Source organism: Dyella sp. 2HG41-7 (genome assembly GCF_021390675.1).
Taxonomy (GTDB): Bacteria; Pseudomonadota; Gammaproteobacteria; order Xanthomonadales; family Rhodanobacteraceae; genus Dyella_B.
In genome coordinates this window covers 869,333-887,332 of the sequence record NZ_JAJEJV010000004.1, presented here as the reverse complement: position 1 = coordinate 887,332, position 18,000 = coordinate 869,333, and the positions used below count along the sequence as shown (strand labels likewise).

Annotated in this window: 13 protein-coding genes; 8 read left to right on the top strand and 5 right to left on the bottom strand. The window is 59.7% G+C overall.

What is annotated here, in order from left to right; translation table 11 throughout:
• The 4 genes from L0U79_RS05405 to L0U79_RS05390 form a co-directional block, all read right to left on the bottom strand.
• Positions 1–1,578, bottom strand: coding sequence for an exo-alpha-sialidase (locus L0U79_RS05405; protein ID WP_233840861.1), 1,578 nt, complete (start codon positions 1,576–1,578; stop codon positions 1–3).
• A gap of 97 nt (positions 1,579–1,675) precedes the next feature.
• Positions 1,676–4,498, bottom strand: a complete 2,823-nt coding sequence (locus L0U79_RS05400; protein ID WP_233840860.1) for a TonB-dependent receptor — start codon at positions 4,496–4,498, stop codon at positions 1,676–1,678.
• Between the two features lie 178 nt (positions 4,499–4,676).
• Positions 4,677–5,861, bottom strand: coding sequence for a 1,4-beta-xylanase (locus L0U79_RS05395; RefSeq protein WP_233840859.1), 1,185 nt, complete (start codon positions 5,859–5,861; stop codon positions 4,677–4,679).
• Positions 5,862–5,906: 45 nt separating this feature from the next.
• Positions 5,907–7,055, bottom strand: a complete 1,149-nt coding sequence (locus tag L0U79_RS05390) for an aldose epimerase family protein (RefSeq protein ID WP_233840858.1) — start codon at positions 7,053–7,055, stop codon at positions 5,907–5,909.
• Between the two features lie 326 nt (positions 7,056–7,381).
• Here L0U79_RS05390 and L0U79_RS05385 point away from each other — a divergent pair, with 326 nt between their 5' ends.
• From L0U79_RS05385 to L0U79_RS05350, 8 genes are all read left to right on the top strand, one after another.
• Positions 7,382–8,095, top strand: coding sequence for a FadR/GntR family transcriptional regulator (locus L0U79_RS05385; protein ID WP_233840857.1), 714 nt, complete (start codon positions 7,382–7,384; stop codon positions 8,093–8,095).
• Positions 8,092–9,048: a 2-dehydro-3-deoxygalactonokinase gene (locus L0U79_RS05380; protein WP_233840856.1), complete on the top strand. Its 957-nt coding sequence runs from the start codon at positions 8,092–8,094 to the stop codon at positions 9,046–9,048. The genes L0U79_RS05385 and L0U79_RS05380 overlap by 4 nt, the downstream gene beginning before the upstream one ends.
• Entirely contained in the window at positions 9,045–9,680 is a 636-nt protein-coding gene (locus L0U79_RS05375) for a 2-dehydro-3-deoxy-6-phosphogalactonate aldolase (protein ID WP_233840855.1), read from the top strand. The genes L0U79_RS05380 and L0U79_RS05375 overlap by 4 nt, the downstream gene beginning before the upstream one ends.
• The gene (gene dgoD / locus L0U79_RS05370) at positions 9,677–10,825 is read left to right on the top strand and encodes a galactonate dehydratase (protein ID WP_233840854.1); all 1,149 of its coding nucleotides are present in this window, start codon (positions 9,677–9,679) and stop codon (positions 10,823–10,825) included. Before L0U79_RS05375 ends, dgoD begins: the two co-directional genes overlap by 4 nt.
• 26 nt (positions 10,826–10,851) lie before the next feature.
• Positions 10,852–11,616 carry an SDR family oxidoreductase gene (locus L0U79_RS05365; protein ID WP_233840853.1) on the top strand — a complete coding sequence of 255 codons (765 nt, stop codon included), beginning with the start codon at positions 10,852–10,854 and terminating at the stop codon, positions 11,614–11,616.
• Positions 11,613–12,503: an SMP-30/gluconolactonase/LRE family protein gene (locus tag L0U79_RS05360; RefSeq protein ID WP_233840852.1), complete on the top strand. Its 891-nt coding sequence runs from the start codon at positions 11,613–11,615 to the stop codon at positions 12,501–12,503. Before L0U79_RS05365 ends, L0U79_RS05360 begins: the two co-directional genes overlap by 4 nt.
• 70 nt (positions 12,504–12,573) lie before the next feature.
• On the top strand, positions 12,574–13,962 hold the full coding sequence (locus L0U79_RS05355) for a sugar porter family MFS transporter (RefSeq protein WP_233840851.1): 1,389 nt from the start codon (positions 12,574–12,576) through the stop codon (positions 13,960–13,962).
• Positions 13,963–14,124: 162 nt separating this feature from the next.
• On the top strand, positions 14,125–15,687 hold the full coding sequence (locus tag L0U79_RS05350; protein WP_233840850.1) for an RICIN domain-containing protein: 1,563 nt from the start codon (positions 14,125–14,127) through the stop codon (positions 15,685–15,687).
• Between the two features lie 70 nt (positions 15,688–15,757).
• Here L0U79_RS05350 and dcp read toward each other — a convergent pair whose 3' ends face one another.
• On the bottom strand, positions 15,758–17,971 hold the full coding sequence (gene dcp / locus L0U79_RS05345) for a peptidyl-dipeptidase Dcp (RefSeq protein WP_233840849.1): 2,214 nt from the start codon (positions 17,969–17,971) through the stop codon (positions 15,758–15,760).
• Positions 17,972–18,000: the final 29 nt, after the last annotated feature.

The following is an 18,000-nucleotide window of genomic DNA, read 5'->3' as shown; positions in this document are numbered from 1 at the left end:
CTATTTGACGAACTCGATGTAATCCACGTCGTAAGCATGCTCGGCGCCGCCGAGGACGATGACGTTATCGCCATCGCGCAAGTCGACCTTCACGTCCATCACGTTCCAGCCAGTGCCGCCATCGGCCTTGCTGCCGCTCGCTGCGACGCTTGAACCGTTGACGTTGACGCGCGGCGTCGCTGGCAAGCCGATATCTTCATAGCGCACGCGCAACGTATGCGCGCCACCGTGATCGCGGTGAATATCAAATTGCAACTTGCCGTACGGCGCAGCCGCGATACGCGCCATGCGTCGATTGGATGCATGCGGATTGCCGATGACCACTGCATTCGTGCGCGCCGCATCTTCGGCTTCGTAACGATCGAAGTTGAGTGGTGCATCCGCGTAGAGCATCACGTTGTAGGCGGCCTTCCATGCCTGATCGAGTTGCGGCGCCGACGACGAGGTGACATGCAGAAAACGGCCATCCTTCTGCTGCAGCAATGCCTGCGTCCAACCCGCGTGGATATTGCCGGTCACTTTCTGCACCGGCGCAGGCACTTCCCACCACGGCCCGCGACCGCCGTCGTTGTTCCAATACAAGCTGCGTCCGGCGGTGTCGCCATTGCCGCCGGCGCGTTCGGCGGATATGACGATCACGCCTTGCGATCCGCCCACCGGAAACCACGTCACCACCGGACATGCGGCAGGCCAGGCGCCGCCTTCGGTCTGCACGGCAGTACCGTGATCGGCCGGATCGCCAAACGTCAGTCCATCGGGGCTGAATTTCACATGGACTTGGCCGTTGTTGGCTCCATCGATATCCTCGTAATTCATCACGTACCGGCCGTCGGACAAGCGCGCCACGATGGCCATGCCGGGACGCTCCACGCCGCCGGGCATCGCCACGTCCATCGTTTCGCTGCCCCAGGTTTTGCCGCCATCGGTGGAAAGCTTGTGCGCGAGGATTTGATTGAAGCCTTCGCGCTTGTGCTGTTCACTGGAGTAGTACGCGATCATCCGTCCATCGTCGAGGATGTGGACGTTCGGCTCCCAGACGCCGTGATTGTCTTTGTCTTCCGGGTGACCGCCGCCTTTCACGATCGAACCGCGATAGCGCCACGACTTGCCTTGATCGGTGGAGGCGTAGAGTTGCAGGTCTTCCTCGACGACATGTCCTCGCTCGTCGTTGCGCGTGGCGTTCGCCGCGAGCAACAACGTGCCTCGCTTCAAATCGCCGCTATCGCGCTGCATTTGCGAAATATGCGGCTGCCAGCGCAGTTGCCACGCCTTGTCGCCAGCGTGCTCCTGATCGACCACGTTCTGCATAAATTGCCAGGTCTTTCCGCTGTCGTTGCTTACGTACAGCGGAACGCCCGTCATGCCATTCTGTTCGAATACCAACAACAGACGACCATCCGCGCGCGCATCGCTCTGCTGCGACATGCGCACCACCGAGGCATAACCCGTGCCCGCGGTAAGAACATGTCCGCTGGCGACATCCGGCGGAACGTCTTGCGCCTGTGCGATGTTCGCGGCCGCCATCACGAATAGAAGACCGCCGACGCGACTTGCGAGATGGCATGCCATTCGACGCATGATGACTCCTCGAACACCGCTGAAATAGGTGGCGATAGCCAGGCTATCGCCGGGAATAAAAAGAGGAGCGCCAAGGGGTGGCGCTCCCGAGGGGGAATCAAAGCTTGAAGCGGAAGCCCAAGCTCACCGTGCGATCCTGGTAACGGATGTCGCGCGGACGCGACGTACCGTCACCCCAGTACTGATGCAGGTTCGCACCGAGCAGATTGGTCATGCCGAGCACGATGGCGCTGTGATCGTTGAGGTTGTAAGCCACCGACAGATCCACCTGGTTAGCAGGCGCGATTTCGTCGTTTACGCCGGCCACGTTCTGCGCGTTGAAGCCGTCGATAAAGCGACTGCGGTAGTCGTAGGCCAAACGGAACGACCAGTTGTACTTTTCATACATCAGCACGACGTTGCCGTTGTTCTTGGACACGTTCTGCAGCGGCGTGGTGGTCATCGGCCCGCCCAGATACTGCGGCGACTTGGTGGAACCGTTGATGTAGGTGTAGTTCACCTGCATACCCAGACCATTCCAGGCGCCCGGCAGGAAGTCGAAGAACTGCTGATACGCCAATTCCACGCCATCCAGGAAGCCGCTGCCCGCGCTTTCCGGACTGCTGATCTGGTACGGCAGACCGCCGATCGTTTCGTCGGTGACATACGTCTGTACGTAGCCGTTGATGCTGCGGTAGAACGCGCCCGCACTCGCGTAGCTACCCGGCGCGAAGTACCACTCCAACGACAAGTCGTAGTTGTTGGAGCGCACCGGCGTGAGATACGCGTTGCCGCTGTTGCCCTCGCCCGCACGGTTGATGGTGCCGGGGTTGAGCGAGATCGACGGATTGAGATCGCCGAAGTTCGGATACGTCACCGTTTTGGCCGCTACGAAACGCGCCTGCAACGCGTCGTTGATGTGTAGCACAGCGCTGACATTCGGCAGGTAAACCGGCGCGCTGGTGGACAACGCGAGTGGCGTGTACACATTAGTCGCGCTGTCGTACGAGTAGGCGTGCAGATTGCGGTTGATGTCTTCGATGCGCACGCCGATCAGACCGTCCAACGGCATGCCAAACAGCGTGGTGTTATACGCCGTCTGCAAGTAACCGGCGAAATTCTTTTCGTCGATGCTGTAGAAACGGCCCGGATTGACCGGCTGCAAACCTTCGTTGGTGCCGTACAAGGCGCGAATCGCGTCCGCGTTGCCGTTCAAATAGTTGTAGCAACCGGTCAGCCAGCCGCCCGGCAACGCCGACGAACTCGGCATCGCGCAGAAATAACTGGCAGGGAAGCGCGCCAGCACCTGGTTGGCGGGATTGGGCGCGAGCGCAATCGCACCAGTGCCGCCCGGCGGCGGAATCGAAATCGTCACGCTGCCGTCGTAACTGGCGCGATGATCATCCGCGCGTACGCCGAACTGCAGGTTCTGGAAGAAATCCGAATCGAGCGTCCACACACCGTCGGCGCGCCAGCTCAGTTCCTTACCGCGCTGCACCGACCAGTTCTGGAACAAGCCATTCAAGTAGTAGTTGGCAGCGTTGTTTTGCGGACTACCGAGCAACGACCAGTTCTGCTGATTGCCCGACGTGCCGTTCCACACCGTGGTGATCGGGCCCTTCAAGAACGTATCGACGATGAACGTGTTGTCCATAAACGAGCTAAGCGTCGAAGACAGTTCGGTCGACAGCGACAACGATTCGTTGTGCCACTTCGCGCCGATCGCGTTCTGAATATCGTGACCGTGCTGCGCATGCGCCTGCGTGCTTGTCGCCGCATAGCTGTTGCCGCTCCAGGTTGCGCTGGTTGCATCGCAAATGGTTTGACCGAAATACTGACCGGGCAATTGATCCGCGTAGCAATGATTGCCGACGGTGTACTTGCTCGGCGACACCACGCCAGTGGGGAAGGAGAAGAAGAACGGCTGGCTGTAGCTGTCTTTATCCCAGTCGTACAGACCTTCGGCGTAGACTTCGGTGTGATCGTTCGGCGCCCACTGCAGCGCGTAGTTCAATTCAGGACGACGGCGATAACCCAGGTTGTAGTCGGCGCCGAAACCGTTCGGCACTTCCACCAGCGTGCCCGACGGGCTGCGCAACGGATTGCCGCTGCCGTCGGTCAGCAAACGCGGAAAGTCGCCCCACACGGCTTTGTAATCGTAGTGCTGCGTGATCATGCTGGCGTTGACGAGTGCGCCGAAGTCGCCGGCATCCGTCTTCCAACGGTCGCTGATCAAGAAGCTGCCGGTGCCATCGGTGCGGGCCGCATCGGCGCTATTGATGCCGGTGACTGTGCCGGCCACTTCCAGTCCTTTGAAATCGAACGGGCGATACAACTGCATATTCACCAAACCCGCGATACCGCCGGCAGGCAAACTCGCATCGCTGGTCTTGTACACCTCGACGGATTTCACCGCCGTGGCGGGAAGATTCTGAAACGCATACTGGCGACCGACGCCGCTCACGATCTCGCGACCGTTCAACGTCGTGACGACGTTAGGCAAACCGCGCACGACCACACTGTTGGTCTCGCCCTGGAAACCTTGTGCGACCTGCACGCCGGTAATGCGCTGCAACGCATCGGCCACGCTGTTGTCGGGCAACTTGCCGATGTCTTCCGACACGATCGAATCGACGATGTTGTCCGAATCCTGTTTGATTTCCGCGGCGGAACCCAAGCTGGAACGCAGCGGCGTCACGACCACGGTGGAAAGCGTGGACGCTTCTTGTTGCGTCGCCTTTTTCTTTTGATCCTTGGCGTTCTTGCCGGTGTTGTCCGTGGACTGCGCGTCGCCGGTTTGCGCAGCGCTGGTGCTGGCGGCCGGTTGATTGACGCTCGACGGCTGCGCCGTCGTCGTATCCGCGCGAGCGGTAGCCAGCGACGAGGCGATGGCGACGGCAAGCAGGGTCATGGTGCAAGTGATACAGGTGTTGCGCTTCATGTTCTCTCCCCTTCCGGCTTGGACGGCCCCCTCTGCGTGATGGCTGTCCGGGTGGTGTTGGATGTGTGTTTTTAAGCCAGTTTCACTATTAATACTACTATATGATCAGCGGCGTCCAGTCGCAGCAACGGGCCGCACCCTGCGGCCTTTTTACGCAGCAAATGTCAGAACACGGCGCTCACTTCGCAGCGCCTTCGGCAACCGGCAACATCGCGGCTTCGGCGGGCACCATGCCTTTCGGCGCCGCGCTCAACGCACGGAAAATAGCGGCTTCACGCTCGCGATACGGCGTACCGTCTTGTTGTAGCAAATCGTGGAACCAAATCACCGGCGGCTGCAACGTGTAAGGGTGCTGCCACGAGTCCCACGGAAAAATCGTCTGCGTTTTACCGGAGACGAAACCCCAGTTGACCATGCCGACGTCGAGCTTCTTGCCCAGCGGGAGCACGCTATCGACCGTCGAACCCGCACTACGCGCCATGTATTCCGTGCAAATCAACGGACGACCATAACCGCGAAGTTGCTGCACACGACGCAGAAACGCTTCCGGAAAATCGTAGTTGTGGAAGGTGATGATGTCCGACTCGGTCAGCTGCGTGCGCTCAACGGCATTGAGGTTTTTCAGCTTCGACCAATCAGGATCGTGCCAGACGCCGCTCGTCAGTGGCTGCGCCGGATTTTCGCTGCGCGCCCATGCGAACACTTGCGGCAGCAACTGCGCAACGCGCTGAAATTTATCTTTGGGTTCGCCAGCGGCGTAGTTTCCGCCGCCATCGTTATCGGGCTCGTTCCAGACGTCCCAAGCAAGCACGCGATTGTCGTGTGCGAAGCTGCCGACAATATCCTTCACGTAGGCTTCGAGCTGCGGATATTTCGACGGGTCGTCGAGAATTTTGGTACCTGGCGCCTGCACCCATCCGGAGTTGTGCACGCCTGGAATAGGCGGATGTTGCGGACCGAGCACGGGATTGGGATCCCAGCACGAATCGAACAGCACCAGGATCGGCTTGATGTGATGCTTGGCGGCGATCGTCAGAAACGTATCGATGCGTCTCTTGAAACCATCGCGATCCTGATCCCATAACATGTTGTGCAAAAACACGCGCATGGTGGTCATGCCAAGACCTTGCGCCCAACCCAGCTCTTGATCGATGCGCGCCGGATCGAACGAAGCAGCCTGCCACATGTCGAACTGATTGATTGCGTCGGAAGGTACGTAATTACTGCCGACCGGCCACGCTTGCTTGGCGTACCACGCGTTCGCTTTGGCTGCACTCCACGGCTGCGCATCGCCGGCGTACGCCGTCGACATCCCAAGCGCCAACGCCATCGCCAAACATCCAGCCCATCGCAGTCGCATCATGATTCCCAATCACCTTCTGATTCTGTTTGCCCTAAGCGAGCAGATTTATTTCTTTGCAGCGTTATCGATACCGAACCGGTAAACGATGACGTTTTTATAGGTTTCACCCGGCGCCAATCGCGCCGATCCAAAGTCGGGATGGTTGGGCGTGTCCGGAAACAATTGCGGTTCCAGCACGAACGCATCGCCTTGCCGATAGATGTGGTGATCCTTGCCGACCGTGGTGCCGTCCAGAAAATTGCCCGAATAGAACTGCAGTCCTGGCTTCGTCGACCACACCGTCATTACACGGCCGGAACGCGGATCTTCCACACGCGCGACCACACGCGACTCGACTTCTTTGCGGCTGATCACCCAGTTCATGTCGTAGCCGTGACCGAACAGCAATTGTTGCGAAGCGCCGTCGCGGATATCACGACCGATCGGTTTAGCGACGCGAAAATCGTAGGGGGTGTTCGCGACTTGCGTGATGTCGCCCGTGGGAATGGCCGCCGCATCGCTGACGGGCGTAATGCTATTACCAGGAATCGTCATTTCCTGGTCCATCACCGAGCCGGAGCCTTCACCACCCAGATTCCAATAGGTGTGATTGGAAAGATTGACGAGCGTGGGCTTGTCGGTCGTCGCCTGGTAGCTAATTTTTAGCTGGTTTTCATCGCTCAGCGCATACGTGGCTTTGACCGTAACCGCGCCCGGATAACCCTGGTCGCCGTCGGGACTTACGTATTCCATCGTCACGCTGGGCGTGGGGCCGGATTTGACGTCCAGCACCTTCCAAACCTGCTGATCGAAACCCTTGATGCCGCCGTGCAGCGAATTGGCGCCGTCGTTCAGAGTGAGGCTGTAAGTTTTTCCGTCCAGCGTGAATTTGCCGTGCGCAATGCGGTTGGCGTAACGCCCCACCGTGGCGCCGAAGTATTGGCGACGATCGAGATAGCCCTGCAAGCTGTCGTAGCCGATTACGACATCCGCCAGTTTGCCGTTGCGATCCGGCACTAATAAGGACTGCAACGACGCGCCGTAACTCATGACACGTGCGCGCATGCCGTGGCTATTGGTCAACGTCACGATCTGGACGTCCTGCCCATCCGTCGTGTGTCCGAACGACGTTTGCGTCGCTTCGCCCGCCATCGCCACGCACGGCAGCAGGGTGGCCGTCATGGCGATGCAACCGATCACGGCAGCTGGTTTCATTCGGTAAATCCCCTTACGAAATGGCACAGTCATAGGCCCTGTCGCTTCTGCGCATATTGTATGATTATATACGTACAGGGCAGGACGAGCTTTACGCACTGCAGCATACGTTTTTAACGAATGACGCAAAGACATGGGGATCGTGTATCGCATACGTGAAAGCATCCTGTAGTGACTTGAAAAAAACGGCGTTATAAGCGAACGACATGACAAGCCGAGCATCGACGAGTAGCACACCGAAGTGTCATGACTAAGCCAGCCGACCACGCAAGACCTTTCGCAATGCAACACGATTTCTTTTATTCCACCACTCAAGACGAGAGCCCATGAGAGTCGCAAGCGCCCGTAATCTGCACGGCCACGTCACCCAGGAACTGGGCGTGCGTATCGTGAGCGGGGCGCTGCGCCCGGGCGACGCGTTGCCGCGCGAAGAAGTGCTCGCCGAACAAATGGACGTGAGCCGCACGGCGCTGCGCGAAGCGATGCGCGTGCTTTCCGCCAAAGGCTTGGTCGAGGCGCGACCGAAAGTCGGCACGCGCGTGCGCGAAGAACGCTATTGGCATCAGCTCGATGCCGACGTTCTTGCGTGGCGCTGCGCATCCATGCCGCCGGCGGATTTCGTGCACAAACTTATTGAGATGCGCGAAATCTTCGAACCCGCCGCTGCCGCGTTTGCCGCGCGCCGCGGTGAAGCTGCACAAGTCAAGGATATCGAAGCGGCCTATCGTGCGATGGAAGCGGCGCGCAACAGCGACGAATGGGCGGCGGCCGACCTGCAATTCCACGAATCGGTGCTGCTCGCGACGAATAACGAACTGATGATCTCTTTGTTTTCCGTCGTGGAAACCGCACTGGGATCGTTTTTTGTGCAGTCCGCACAAAAGAGTGGCGATTTCAAATATTCCCTGCCCTATCATCGCCAGGTATTCGAAGCGATACGTCGGCGTCAGCCGGAAGTGGCGCGGCGCGCGATGCAACAGATGATTCTGGATTCGCGCGCCAACATGACCGGCAAACGCCGCACCAGGAAATCGGCATGACGACGGATGTACGATTGATTGGCTTGGATTGGGGCACGAGCAGCTTGCGCGCCTATCTTTTCGATGCCGATGGAAAAGTGATCGCGTCGCGACAACAGCCGTGGGGCGTGCGTCATTTGCCCGAGGGCGGATTCGATGCCGCCCTGCAGGCGATGACGCGAGATTGGCCCGCGTGCGCTGTCGTCGCGGCCGGCATGGTCGGCAGTCGTCAAGGTTGGCGCGAGATACCTTATGTCGATGTACCCGCCGATGCAGCGAGCATCGCAAGCGGCATGCTGCGCGTGGACGCGTGCCACAGTCATACATTGTGGATTGCGCCGGGTCTGCGCCAAGCAGCGCCCGCCGATGTCATGCGCGGCGAAGAGACGCAGATCGTCGGAGCACTGGCGCAACAGCCGAACCTTCGCACCAACGCGCGGTTCGTGTTGCCCGGGACGCATAGCAAATGGGCCACGGTCATCGATAGTCGCGTCACTGCGTTCCACACAGTGATGACCGGCGAAATGTATGCATTGCTGATGAAGCATTCGATTCTCGGCGCAGGCGCGTCGAGCGATCCTGCGCTATCGCACAACGAGGATGCGTTTGTTCGCGGCCTCAACGCCGTCAAGGAAAGCGGTGCCGAAGGCGCTATCAGCCGCCTGTTTTCAACGCGCGCCCGCATGCTGGCCGGCGAGCTGACCGGCGCCGAGGTGCCGGATTTTCTGTCAGGCCTTTTGATTGGCGAAGAATTTCGCATCGCCCGTTTGCGCGATGGCGCGCATCCCGCATCGTTGTGCCTGATCGGCGACTCGTCGTTGTGCCAGCGCTACGCCACCGCGGCCGTCCAATTTGGTAATGCACCGCCCGTCATTATCGACGATGCCGCCGCGCAAGGATTGTGGCAACTGGCCTCCGCGGCGGGATTGCTTGCACAAACCACCACTCATACCTATTCCGGAGTAGCACCATGATTCGCGCGTGGCTCGACACCCTTCCCCTGGTCGCCATTCTTCGCGGCCTGAAGCCCGAGGGGGCGTTGGATATTGGGCACGCGCTGGTCGACGCCGAGTTTCGCGTGATCGAAGTGCCGATGAATTCGCCCGAACCGCTCGACAGCATTCGCTTGTTGTCGAACGAGTTTGGACAACGCTGCTTGATTGGCGCGGGCACGGTCTTGCAGGTGGAACATGTCGCACAGATCGCGGCAGCCGGCGGTCGACTTATCGTGATGCCGCATGCCGATGTCGCCGTGATCGCCGCCGCCAAACGCGCCGGCATGTATTGCATCCCCGGCGTCGCCACGCCGACGGAAGCGTTCGCCGCGCTGCATGCCGGCGCCGATGCGATCAAATTATTTCCCGCCGAATCGCTGACGCCGCCCGTGCTTAAAGCATGGCGAGCCGTGTTGCCGCGCGATTTGGCGTTGCTGCCGGTGGGTGGCATTACGCCCGACACGATGGCGCCCTATATCGCCGCAGGGGCCAATGGTTTCGGCCTCGGTTCCGCACTTTATGTACCCGGTCGCGACGCCGCCGATGTCGGACGCCGCGCCCGTGACTTCGCACACGCCTGGAAGACCCGTTCTCAAGGAAACAACGCATGAAGATCACCCGTCTCACCACCTTCCTCGTTCCGCCGCGTTGGCTGTTCGTGCGCATCGACACCGATGCGGGCATCAGCGGCTGGGGCGAGCCGGTCGTGGAAGGTCGCGCGCACACCGTAGCAGCGGCGGTCGAAGAGCTATCCGATTATCTGGTCGGCAAAGATCCACGCCATATCGAAGACCATTGGAACGTGATGTACCGCGGCGGCTTTTATCGCGGCGGCCCGATTCTGATGAGCGCGATCGCCGGCATCGACCAGGCGCTGTGGGATATCAAGGGCAAACACCTCGGCGTTCCCGTGCACGCGCTGCTGGGCGGCCCGGTGCGCGAACGCATTCGCGTGTATTCGTGGATCGGCGGCGATCGTCCGGCCGATACGGCGCAAGCGGCGAAAGATGCAGTCGCGCGCGGCTTTACCGCGGTCAAGATGAATGCGACGGAAGAAATGCATTTCGTCGATACGCATGCCAAAGTGGAGCGCGTGCTTGAAAACGTCCAAGCTGTGCGCGATGCGGTTGGCCCGGATATCGGCCTCGGCCTGGACTTCCACGGCCGCGTGCACAAGCCGATGGCGAAAGTGTTGATGCGCGAACTCGCCCCGTTCAAGCTGATGTTTATCGAGGAGCCGGTGCTTTCTGATCATCTGGAATGCATCCCCGAACTCGCTACCATCTCGCCCGCGCCGATCGCCTTGGGCGAGCGTCTGTATTCGCGCTACGACTTCAAGCGCGTGTTCACCACCGGCGGCGTGGACATCATCCAGCCCGATCCCTCGCACGCTGGCGGCATTACGGAAACGCACAAGATTGCGATGATGGCGGAGGCTTACGACGTCGCGCTGGCGCTGCACTGTCCGCTCGGCCCGATCGCGCTGGCGGCGAATTTGCAGCTCGACGCGATTTGCCACAACGCATTTATCCAGGAACAAAGCCTGGGCATTCACTACAACGCCACTAATGATCTGCTCGACTACATTACCGACCGCAGCGTGTTCGCCTACGAAAACGGTTATGTCTCGATGCCGGGCGGCCCGGGTTTGGGTGTTGAAGTAAACGAAGCGTATGTGGCGGAACGCGCGGCGGTCGGTCATCGTTGGCGCAATCCCATCTGGCGCCACAACGACGGCAGCGTGGCCGAGTGGTAAGCGCCTTTTCTTTCACGAGATCCGACATGTCCACGTTTGCCACGTATCCAAGCTTGACCGATCGCTCGGTGCTGATCACCGGCGGCGCCACCGGTATCGGCGCCGCTTTTGTCGCGCATTTCGCGCAGCAAGGCGCGCGCGTCGCGTTTCTCGATATCGACGAAAGAGGTGCGGCGGCGCTGTCTTCGTCGATATCGGGCGTGCGTCACGCGCCGCAGTTTTTTCCTTGCGACGTAACGGATATCGCAGCACTGAAAAACACCATTGCCGCGGCAAGCCAGCGCGTCGGCACGTTCGGCGTGTTGATCAACAATGCCGCCAACGACCGTCGTCATCGCTTGCAAGACACCACGCCGGAGGAATTCGAGCAAAGCATCGGCGTCAACCTTCGGCATCAGTATTTCGCCACGCAGGCCGTCGTGTCTGGTATGCGCGAGCTCGGCGGCGGCTCCGTCATTTGCCTGGGTTCCACCGGGTGGATGATCAAGAATGCCGGCTATCCGATGTATGCGATGGCTAAGTCGGCCATTCGCGGCCTGGTGAACGGCCTTGCGCGCGAATTGGGCAAGGATCGTATTCGCATCAACGGCCTGGTTCCGGGCTGGGTGATTACCGAAAAGCAACGTGAGCTTTGGCTCGACGAAGCCGGCGAAGAAGAGATCCGACGCAAGCAATGCATGCCCGGTTATCTCGGCGGCGACGACATCGCACGCGCCGCTTTGTTTCTAGCCTCCGACGACAGTCGCATGTGCACGGGTCACGATTTCATTATCGATGGCGGCTGGGCATGACGTTGAAAGCCGAACTGCTGCTGGACGTGCACAACACGTTGGGTGAAGGCGTCACGTGGTGCGCGCGCAGCCAATCGTTGTACTGGACGGATATTCAGCAGTCGGTGCTGTGGCGTTATCGCCCCGCCGACGGCAGCACGCGTCAGTGGACGATGCCGGAGCGACTGGCGTCGTTTGCGCTATGTCAGGACGAAGGTTGGCTGCTGCTTGGGTTGTCGAGTCGACTGGCGTTCTTCCACGAAGATAGCGGCGAGCTGATCGAGATCGCGCAAGTCGAACACGGCCTGCCCACGCGACTCAACGATGGCGCGTGCGATCGGCAGGGGCGGTTCGTGTTCGGAACGCTGCACGAACCGGTGGGCGACGAACCGCGGCGCGCCGCCGGCAGCTTCTATCGGTTGAATGCAGATCTCACGGTCGAGCAACTGCCGCTCGGCCATGTCGCCATCAGCAACAGCATCGCCTTCAGTCCCGATGGCTGGACGATGTATTACTGCGATTCGATGGCCGGCGTGATTCGTCGCTGCAATTATGGCGATCGTGTGACCGCCGATACCACGCATATCGATCTGTCGCATCTCGATGGCGATCCCGATGGCTCGGCCGTCGATATGGAAGGCGGCTTGTGGAATGCGCAGTGGGGGCTGGGTCGCGTCGTGCGTTATGACCGTGACGGCAAGGAAGATCTCGTCGTCACCGTGCCGACGCGACAGCCGACACGCATTGCCTTTGGCGGCGAACGCTTCAACACGCTTTACATCACCAGCGCGCGCGACGGTCTATCGCCCGATGCGCTGACGAAAGATCCGCATGCCGGCGGCTTGTTCGCCATGGAAGTTCCCTTCACCGGCATGCCCGAACCGTTGTTCGCAGGCCGACCTGCATGAATTTTTTTCGCGTCAAGATGAAGATGTCGATGGAGGCATCCGCGCGACGCAACCGACCGGGGAGTCATTCATGAGTGCCATTGCTACACCCGTGGCGACACACGCCAAGGCCACCGCCATTTTTACCTGCGTGCTCGCTGCGCTAGCCGGACTGATGTTCGGTCTGGACATCGGCGTCATCGCCGGCGCGCAGCAGTTTATACAAAAGGACTTCGCGATCAGCGACAACACCATCGAGTGGATTGTCTCGATCATGATGGCCGGCGCCGCGGTCGGTGCGCTCAGCGCAGGCTGGCTATCCAGTCAACTGGGACGCAAGCGCTCGCTGATTCTTGGCGCGGTGTTGTTCGTCGCAGGATCGGTGGTGTGCGGCGTAGCGTGGACACCCGAGGTATTGATCGTAGGCCGCTTCGTGCTCGGCCTGGCGATCGGCATCGCCAGTTTCACCGCGCCGCTGTATTTGGCCGAGATCGCGCCGGAATCGATTCGTGGCGCGATGATCTCGCTGTATCAGTTGATGATCACCATCGGCATCCTTGTCGCGGCGCTTTCCAATGCCGCGCTGAGTTACACCGGCAACTGGCGCTGGATGCTGGGCATCATCGCGATTCCCGGCGCACTGTTTCTGGTTGGCGTGGCCTTTCTGCCGGAAAGCCCGCGTTGGCTGATGATGCGCAACCGCGAACCCGAGGCCGAGCAAGTGCTGCATCGTTTGCTCGGCAGCACCGACGCCATCGCCCGCGAAATCGGCGAAATCCGCGAGCAGCTGAAGACGCCGCAACGCGGCATCCACATGTTTTTCCAGAACGCGAACTTCCGTCGTTCGGTGGGTCTTGGCGTGCTGCTGCAAATCATGCAGCAGCTCACCGGCATGAACGTGGTGATGTATTACGCCCCACGCATTTTCGAAGGCATGGGTTACGCGACGGAAGCGCAGATGTGGTTTACGGTCATCGTCGATCTGGTCAACGTATTGGCCACCTTTATCGCGATCGGCCTGGTGGACAAATTGGGTCGCAAGCCGATTTTGTACATTGGCTTCGTCGTCATGGTGCTGGGCCTCGGCGTGGTCGGCACGATGATGCATCTGGGCATCCACACGCACGTCCAGCAGATTTTCACGGTGGGCATGCTGCTGGTCTTTATCGTGGGCTTCGCGATGTCCGCCGGTCCGCTGATCTGGACGTTGTGCTCGGAGATTCAACCGCTCAAGGGTCGCGATTTCGGCATTGGCTGCTCCACCTTCACCAACTGGGCGGCCAATTGGTTGGTCGGCGTGTCCTTTCTGAGTCTGCTCAACGGCATCGGCAACGCGGCGACGTTCTGGCTTTATGCCGCGTTCAACGCAGTGTTCATCGTGTTGACGATCTGGCTGGTGCCGGAAACCAAAGGCGTCACGCTCGAACAGATCGAACGCAATCTAATGAGCGGCAAGCGACTGCGCGAAATCGGTCGCTGATTATTTGGCGGGTTTAAGGGTCGTTTGCACTGCGTGCGCGACCCTCGTTTGGGGAACTCCCGGCCGACGTTCGTCGGCCGGTCATAACACACACAAGAACGACACATTCGGCTTTGTCTTCAACTCATCGCATTGCTGCATCCGCGGCAAAGGAGATGCTTTATGAAACACCCGAAGTTCTGGTCGGCTTGGAGTTCCCTGTTGCTACTGTTAGTGGCGTTATCGCTCGCTGTCGGCGCGCGACCGGCTCATGCGGCCACGGGGACCTTGCTTAACAGCAGTACGCTTTACCCACGCGTGGTTCGTTTGGAACATGGTTCGCCTTCAGTGAATGGAATGCTGGTGGCGAGCACCAACGGCGTCATTTTTCAGAGCACGAACAATGGCTCGAGTTGGAACTTGATCGGTACGGTGCCGGCCATCAGCGGCAGTTCCGAATATTGCTGTGCGACGCTCTACGAGCTTCCTCAGCAAGTCGGCGCGCTGGGAGCCGGGACGCTGATATTCGCGGCCACTTACAACAATACGACGACACCGGCCATCGAGGTTTATACCAGCACCAACCAAGGTATCTCGTGGACGTACCACAGCACGCCCGTGACACGCGGCGATAGCACGCACGGTTTGTGGGAGCCGCAATTCGAAGTGGCCAACGACGGCGCATTGGTGATGTTCTGGTCCGACGAGACCGATGGCTGTTGCAGTCAGAAGCTTGCGCAAATCCGTACGTACAACGGCCAGACGTGGCAGGACGAAACCAATACGGTGGCCAGCACCGTGCAAGCGGATCGCCCCGGCATGGCGACGGTAAGCAAGTTGCCGAACGGCCATTTCTTTATGAGCTACGAGTTGTGCGGTCCGGCTGCATGCACCGTGTTCTATCGCACGTCGACGGACGGTTGGAATTTTGGCGATCCCACCAACACCGGCACCAAAATCGCGACGACGTCCGGCCAGTATCTGGAACATGCGCCGGTCAATGTGTGGAGCCCGTCGGCCATCTCAAGCAACGGTGCGATCGTGCTGGTCGGTCAGGTGATGTACGAGTCCAACAACAGCGTGTCGAGCTACAACGGCAAAGTCTTGTTCGTGAATACGAATGTCGACGGTAGCGGCAATTGGTACACGATCAACGCACCCGTGCAGGTTCCGACGGCGTACGACAACTATTGCCCGAACTATTCCTCGGCCTTGTTGCCCGCCACCGACGGCTCGAATATTTTGGAGTTGGCGTCGGATTACAACAATGGCGGATGCATCACGTACTACGGCAGCGAATCGTGGAACAACCTGCCTGCCGACGGATCGACGTTCGCCTTCCACAATATGCAAGACACCGCATTGTGTCTGGACGACACCGGCTGGGGCACGACCAACAACACCAGCGCGGAACTGTGGGATTGCAACGGCTTGTCGGTGCAGAACTGGACGGTGCACGCCGAGGGCGGTGGCTGGTACAGCATCCAGAATCAGTACTCGGGCTTGTGCGTGGACAACACCGGCGGCAGCACGACACCTGGCAACAAAGTTACCTTGTGGGGTTGCGTGGGCAACGCCAACCAAGCGTGGCTGTTTATGGACCTCGGCAACGGCACGTACAAACTGATGAACCAGGCATCCGGTTCATTGATGTTGGACGATACCGGCGGATCGACCACGCACGGCACGCAATTGCAGATCTGGACCGATAACGGATTGCCACCGCAGCAGTGGCAGCTCAACTGACCGACGTAGCACCGCACGACAAAAAAAGGCCGGCATGATGCCGGCCTTTTTCATTGCGCGATCGTGATGCTTATTTCGCGGGCTCTTGCTTCAAGCCACGGTTGATCAGCATCGGCTTGATGTCCGGGTCTTGTCCGCGCCAATCTTTGTACAGTTTGGCCAGCTCCACCGTATTGCCGCGCGAAAGAATCATCGCCCGGAAACGATCGCCGTTGTCGCGCGTCAGGCCGCCGTGCTGCTTGAAGCCTTCGAACGCGTCGTCGGCAAGCATCTGCGTCCACAGGTACGCGTAGTAGCCGGCGGAGTAACCGTTGCTCCAGATGTGCAGGAAGTAGCTGGAGCGATAGCGCGGCGGAACGTAGGAGAGATCCGTGCCATCCTTCTTCAGCGCTGCCGTTTCGAAAGCGTCGGCGTCTTGCTTGGGTTCATCGGCGCCGAGCATATGCCAGTTCATATCGAGCATCGCCGCCGAGACCAGCTCGGTCATGTCGTAGCCCTTGTTAAACATGCCCGCCTTCTTGATCTTGTCGACCAGGGCCTGCGGCATCGGCTGGTGCGTTTGATAGTGCTTGGCGTAGTTGGCGAACACTTTCGGATCGACCGCCCAGTGTTCGTTGAACTGCGACGGGAATTCCACGAAGTCGCGCGCGGTCTGCGTACCGGAGAGCGTCGGGTATTGCTCATCGGCGAACAAGCCGTGCAAGCCGTGGCCGAACTCGTGGAACATGGTCACCACGTCGTCCATCGACAACAGCGCCGGCTGACCGGGCGCAGGCTTGGTGAAGTTGGCGACGTTGTAGATCACTGGCTTGGTGCCCAGCAGCTTGGATTGCTGGACGAAATTGTCCATCCACGCGCCGCCGTTCTTGTTGTCGCGCTTGAAGTAGTCGAAATACGCCAGCGCCATCGACTTGCCGTCTTTGTCGAACACTTCGAACACGCGCACGTCCGGGTTGTAGACCGGAATGTCTTTGCGTTCTTTGAAAGTCAAACCATAGAGCTGGTTGGCGGCGTAGAACACGCCGTTTTGCAGCACGTTATCCAGTTCGAAATACGGCTTGATCTGGGAATCGTCGAGATCGTATTTGGCCTTGCGCACTTCTTCGGCGTAATGCTCCCAATCCCACGGTTCGAGCTTGAAGGTAGGTTGCTTGAGCGCCGCCTGATCCTTGTCAATCTGCTTCTGGATATCCGCAGCTTCCATCTTGGCGCGCGCGACGGCCGCCGGCGCAAGCTTGTTCATGAAATCCATCACCGTTTCCGGCGTCTTGGCCATCTGGTCCTGCAGCGTCCACGCGGCGTAGTTCGGAAAACCGAGCAGCTTCGCTTCCTGCGCGCGCAATTGCGCGAGGCGCGTGATGAGGTCGCGCGTGTCGTTAGCGTCGCCCTTCTCCGTGCGCGTCCACGACGCATCGAACAACGCCTTGCGCGTATCGCGATCGGTCAGGTCCTGCAGCAGCGGCTGCTGCGTGGTGTTCTGCAGCGTGAGCACCCACTTGCCATCGAGGTGACGATCTTTCGCCGCTTGCGCGGCGGCGGCAATGTCGGCGTCGGAAAGACCGGCAAGCTTGCTCTTGTCATCGACGACCAAGGCGCCCGCCTTCGACGCGGCGAGCAACTTGTTGTTGAACTGCGCCTGGAGTCCGGCTTCTTCTTTGTTGTAATCCTTGAGCTTGGCTTTGTCGGCGTCGGAAAGCTTCGCACCGGCCATGACGAAGTTGCGGTACACCACGTCGATCAGGCGCTGCGATTCGGGATCGAGCTTCAACGAATCGCGCTGGTCGTATACGGTTTGAATGCGCTGGAACAGTTTGCCGTTGAGATGAATCGCATCCTGGTGCGCGGCGAGCTTGGGCGCTTCGTCTTCCTGCACTTTCTGCAGGGCGTCGTTGGTGTTGGCCGACGTCACGCCGTTGAACACCGCCATCACGCGGTTGAGCAGCACGCCGGATTTTTCCAGCGCGACATAGGTGTTTTCGAAGGTCGGCGCATCGGGATTGTTGGCGATCTTCTCCACCTCATCCAACTGCTGCTTCATGCCTTCTTCGATGGCGGGCTGGTAGTCGGTGTCCTTGATCTTGTCGAACGGCGGCGCCTGATACGGCAGCGTGCTGACCGTGAAGAACGGATTGCTTGCCTGCGCCTCGACGGCAGCAGAGGTCGATGCCTTGGCCGGCGCCGTGCCGGAAGCCGCGGGCGCCGCGTTATTGCCGTTATTGGGCGACTGGGAACACGCAGCGAGCACGACGGACGTGGCGATCGCAAGAAGACGAAGACGAGGCATGAAAGCTCCCGAAAGTGGCTTTCCCGTGA

What these genes read in the sequence shown, in the direction of transcription:
- L0U79_RS05380 (WP_233840856.1), top strand. Translation starts at nt 8,092, where the DNA reads ATGACGACGGATGTACGATTGATTGGCTTGGATTGGGGCACGAGCAGC.
- dgoD (WP_233840854.1), top strand. Translation starts at nt 9,677, where the DNA reads ATGAAGATCACCCGTCTCACCACCTTCCTCGTTCCGCCGCGTTGGCTG.
- L0U79_RS05385 (WP_233840857.1), top strand. Translation starts at nt 7,382, where the DNA reads ATGAGAGTCGCAAGCGCCCGTAATCTGCACGGCCACGTCACCCAGGAA.
- L0U79_RS05360 (WP_233840852.1), top strand. Translation starts at nt 11,613, where the DNA reads ATGACGTTGAAAGCCGAACTGCTGCTGGACGTGCACAACACGTTGGGT.
- L0U79_RS05365 (WP_233840853.1), top strand. Translation starts at nt 10,852, where the DNA reads ATGTCCACGTTTGCCACGTATCCAAGCTTGACCGATCGCTCGGTGCTG.
- L0U79_RS05350 (WP_233840850.1), top strand. Translation starts at nt 14,125, where the DNA reads ATGAAACACCCGAAGTTCTGGTCGGCTTGGAGTTCCCTGTTGCTACTG.
- L0U79_RS05355 (WP_233840851.1), top strand. Translation starts at nt 12,574, where the DNA reads ATGAGTGCCATTGCTACACCCGTGGCGACACACGCCAAGGCCACCGCC.
- dcp (WP_233840849.1), bottom strand. Translation starts at nt 17,971, where the DNA reads ATGCCTCGTCTTCGTCTTCTTGCGATCGCCACGTCCGTCGTGCTCGCT.
- L0U79_RS05395 (WP_233840859.1), bottom strand. Translation starts at nt 5,861, where the DNA reads ATGATGCGACTGCGATGGGCTGGATGTTTGGCGATGGCGTTGGCGCTT.
- L0U79_RS05375 (WP_233840855.1), top strand. Translation starts at nt 9,045, where the DNA reads ATGATTCGCGCGTGGCTCGACACCCTTCCCCTGGTCGCCATTCTTCGC.
- L0U79_RS05400 (WP_233840860.1), bottom strand. Translation starts at nt 4,498, where the DNA reads ATGAAGCGCAACACCTGTATCACTTGCACCATGACCCTGCTTGCCGTC.
- L0U79_RS05390 (WP_233840858.1), bottom strand. Translation starts at nt 7,055, where the DNA reads ATGAAACCAGCTGCCGTGATCGGTTGCATCGCCATGACGGCCACCCTG.
- L0U79_RS05405 (WP_233840861.1), bottom strand. Translation starts at nt 1,578, where the DNA reads ATGCGTCGAATGGCATGCCATCTCGCAAGTCGCGTCGGCGGTCTTCTA.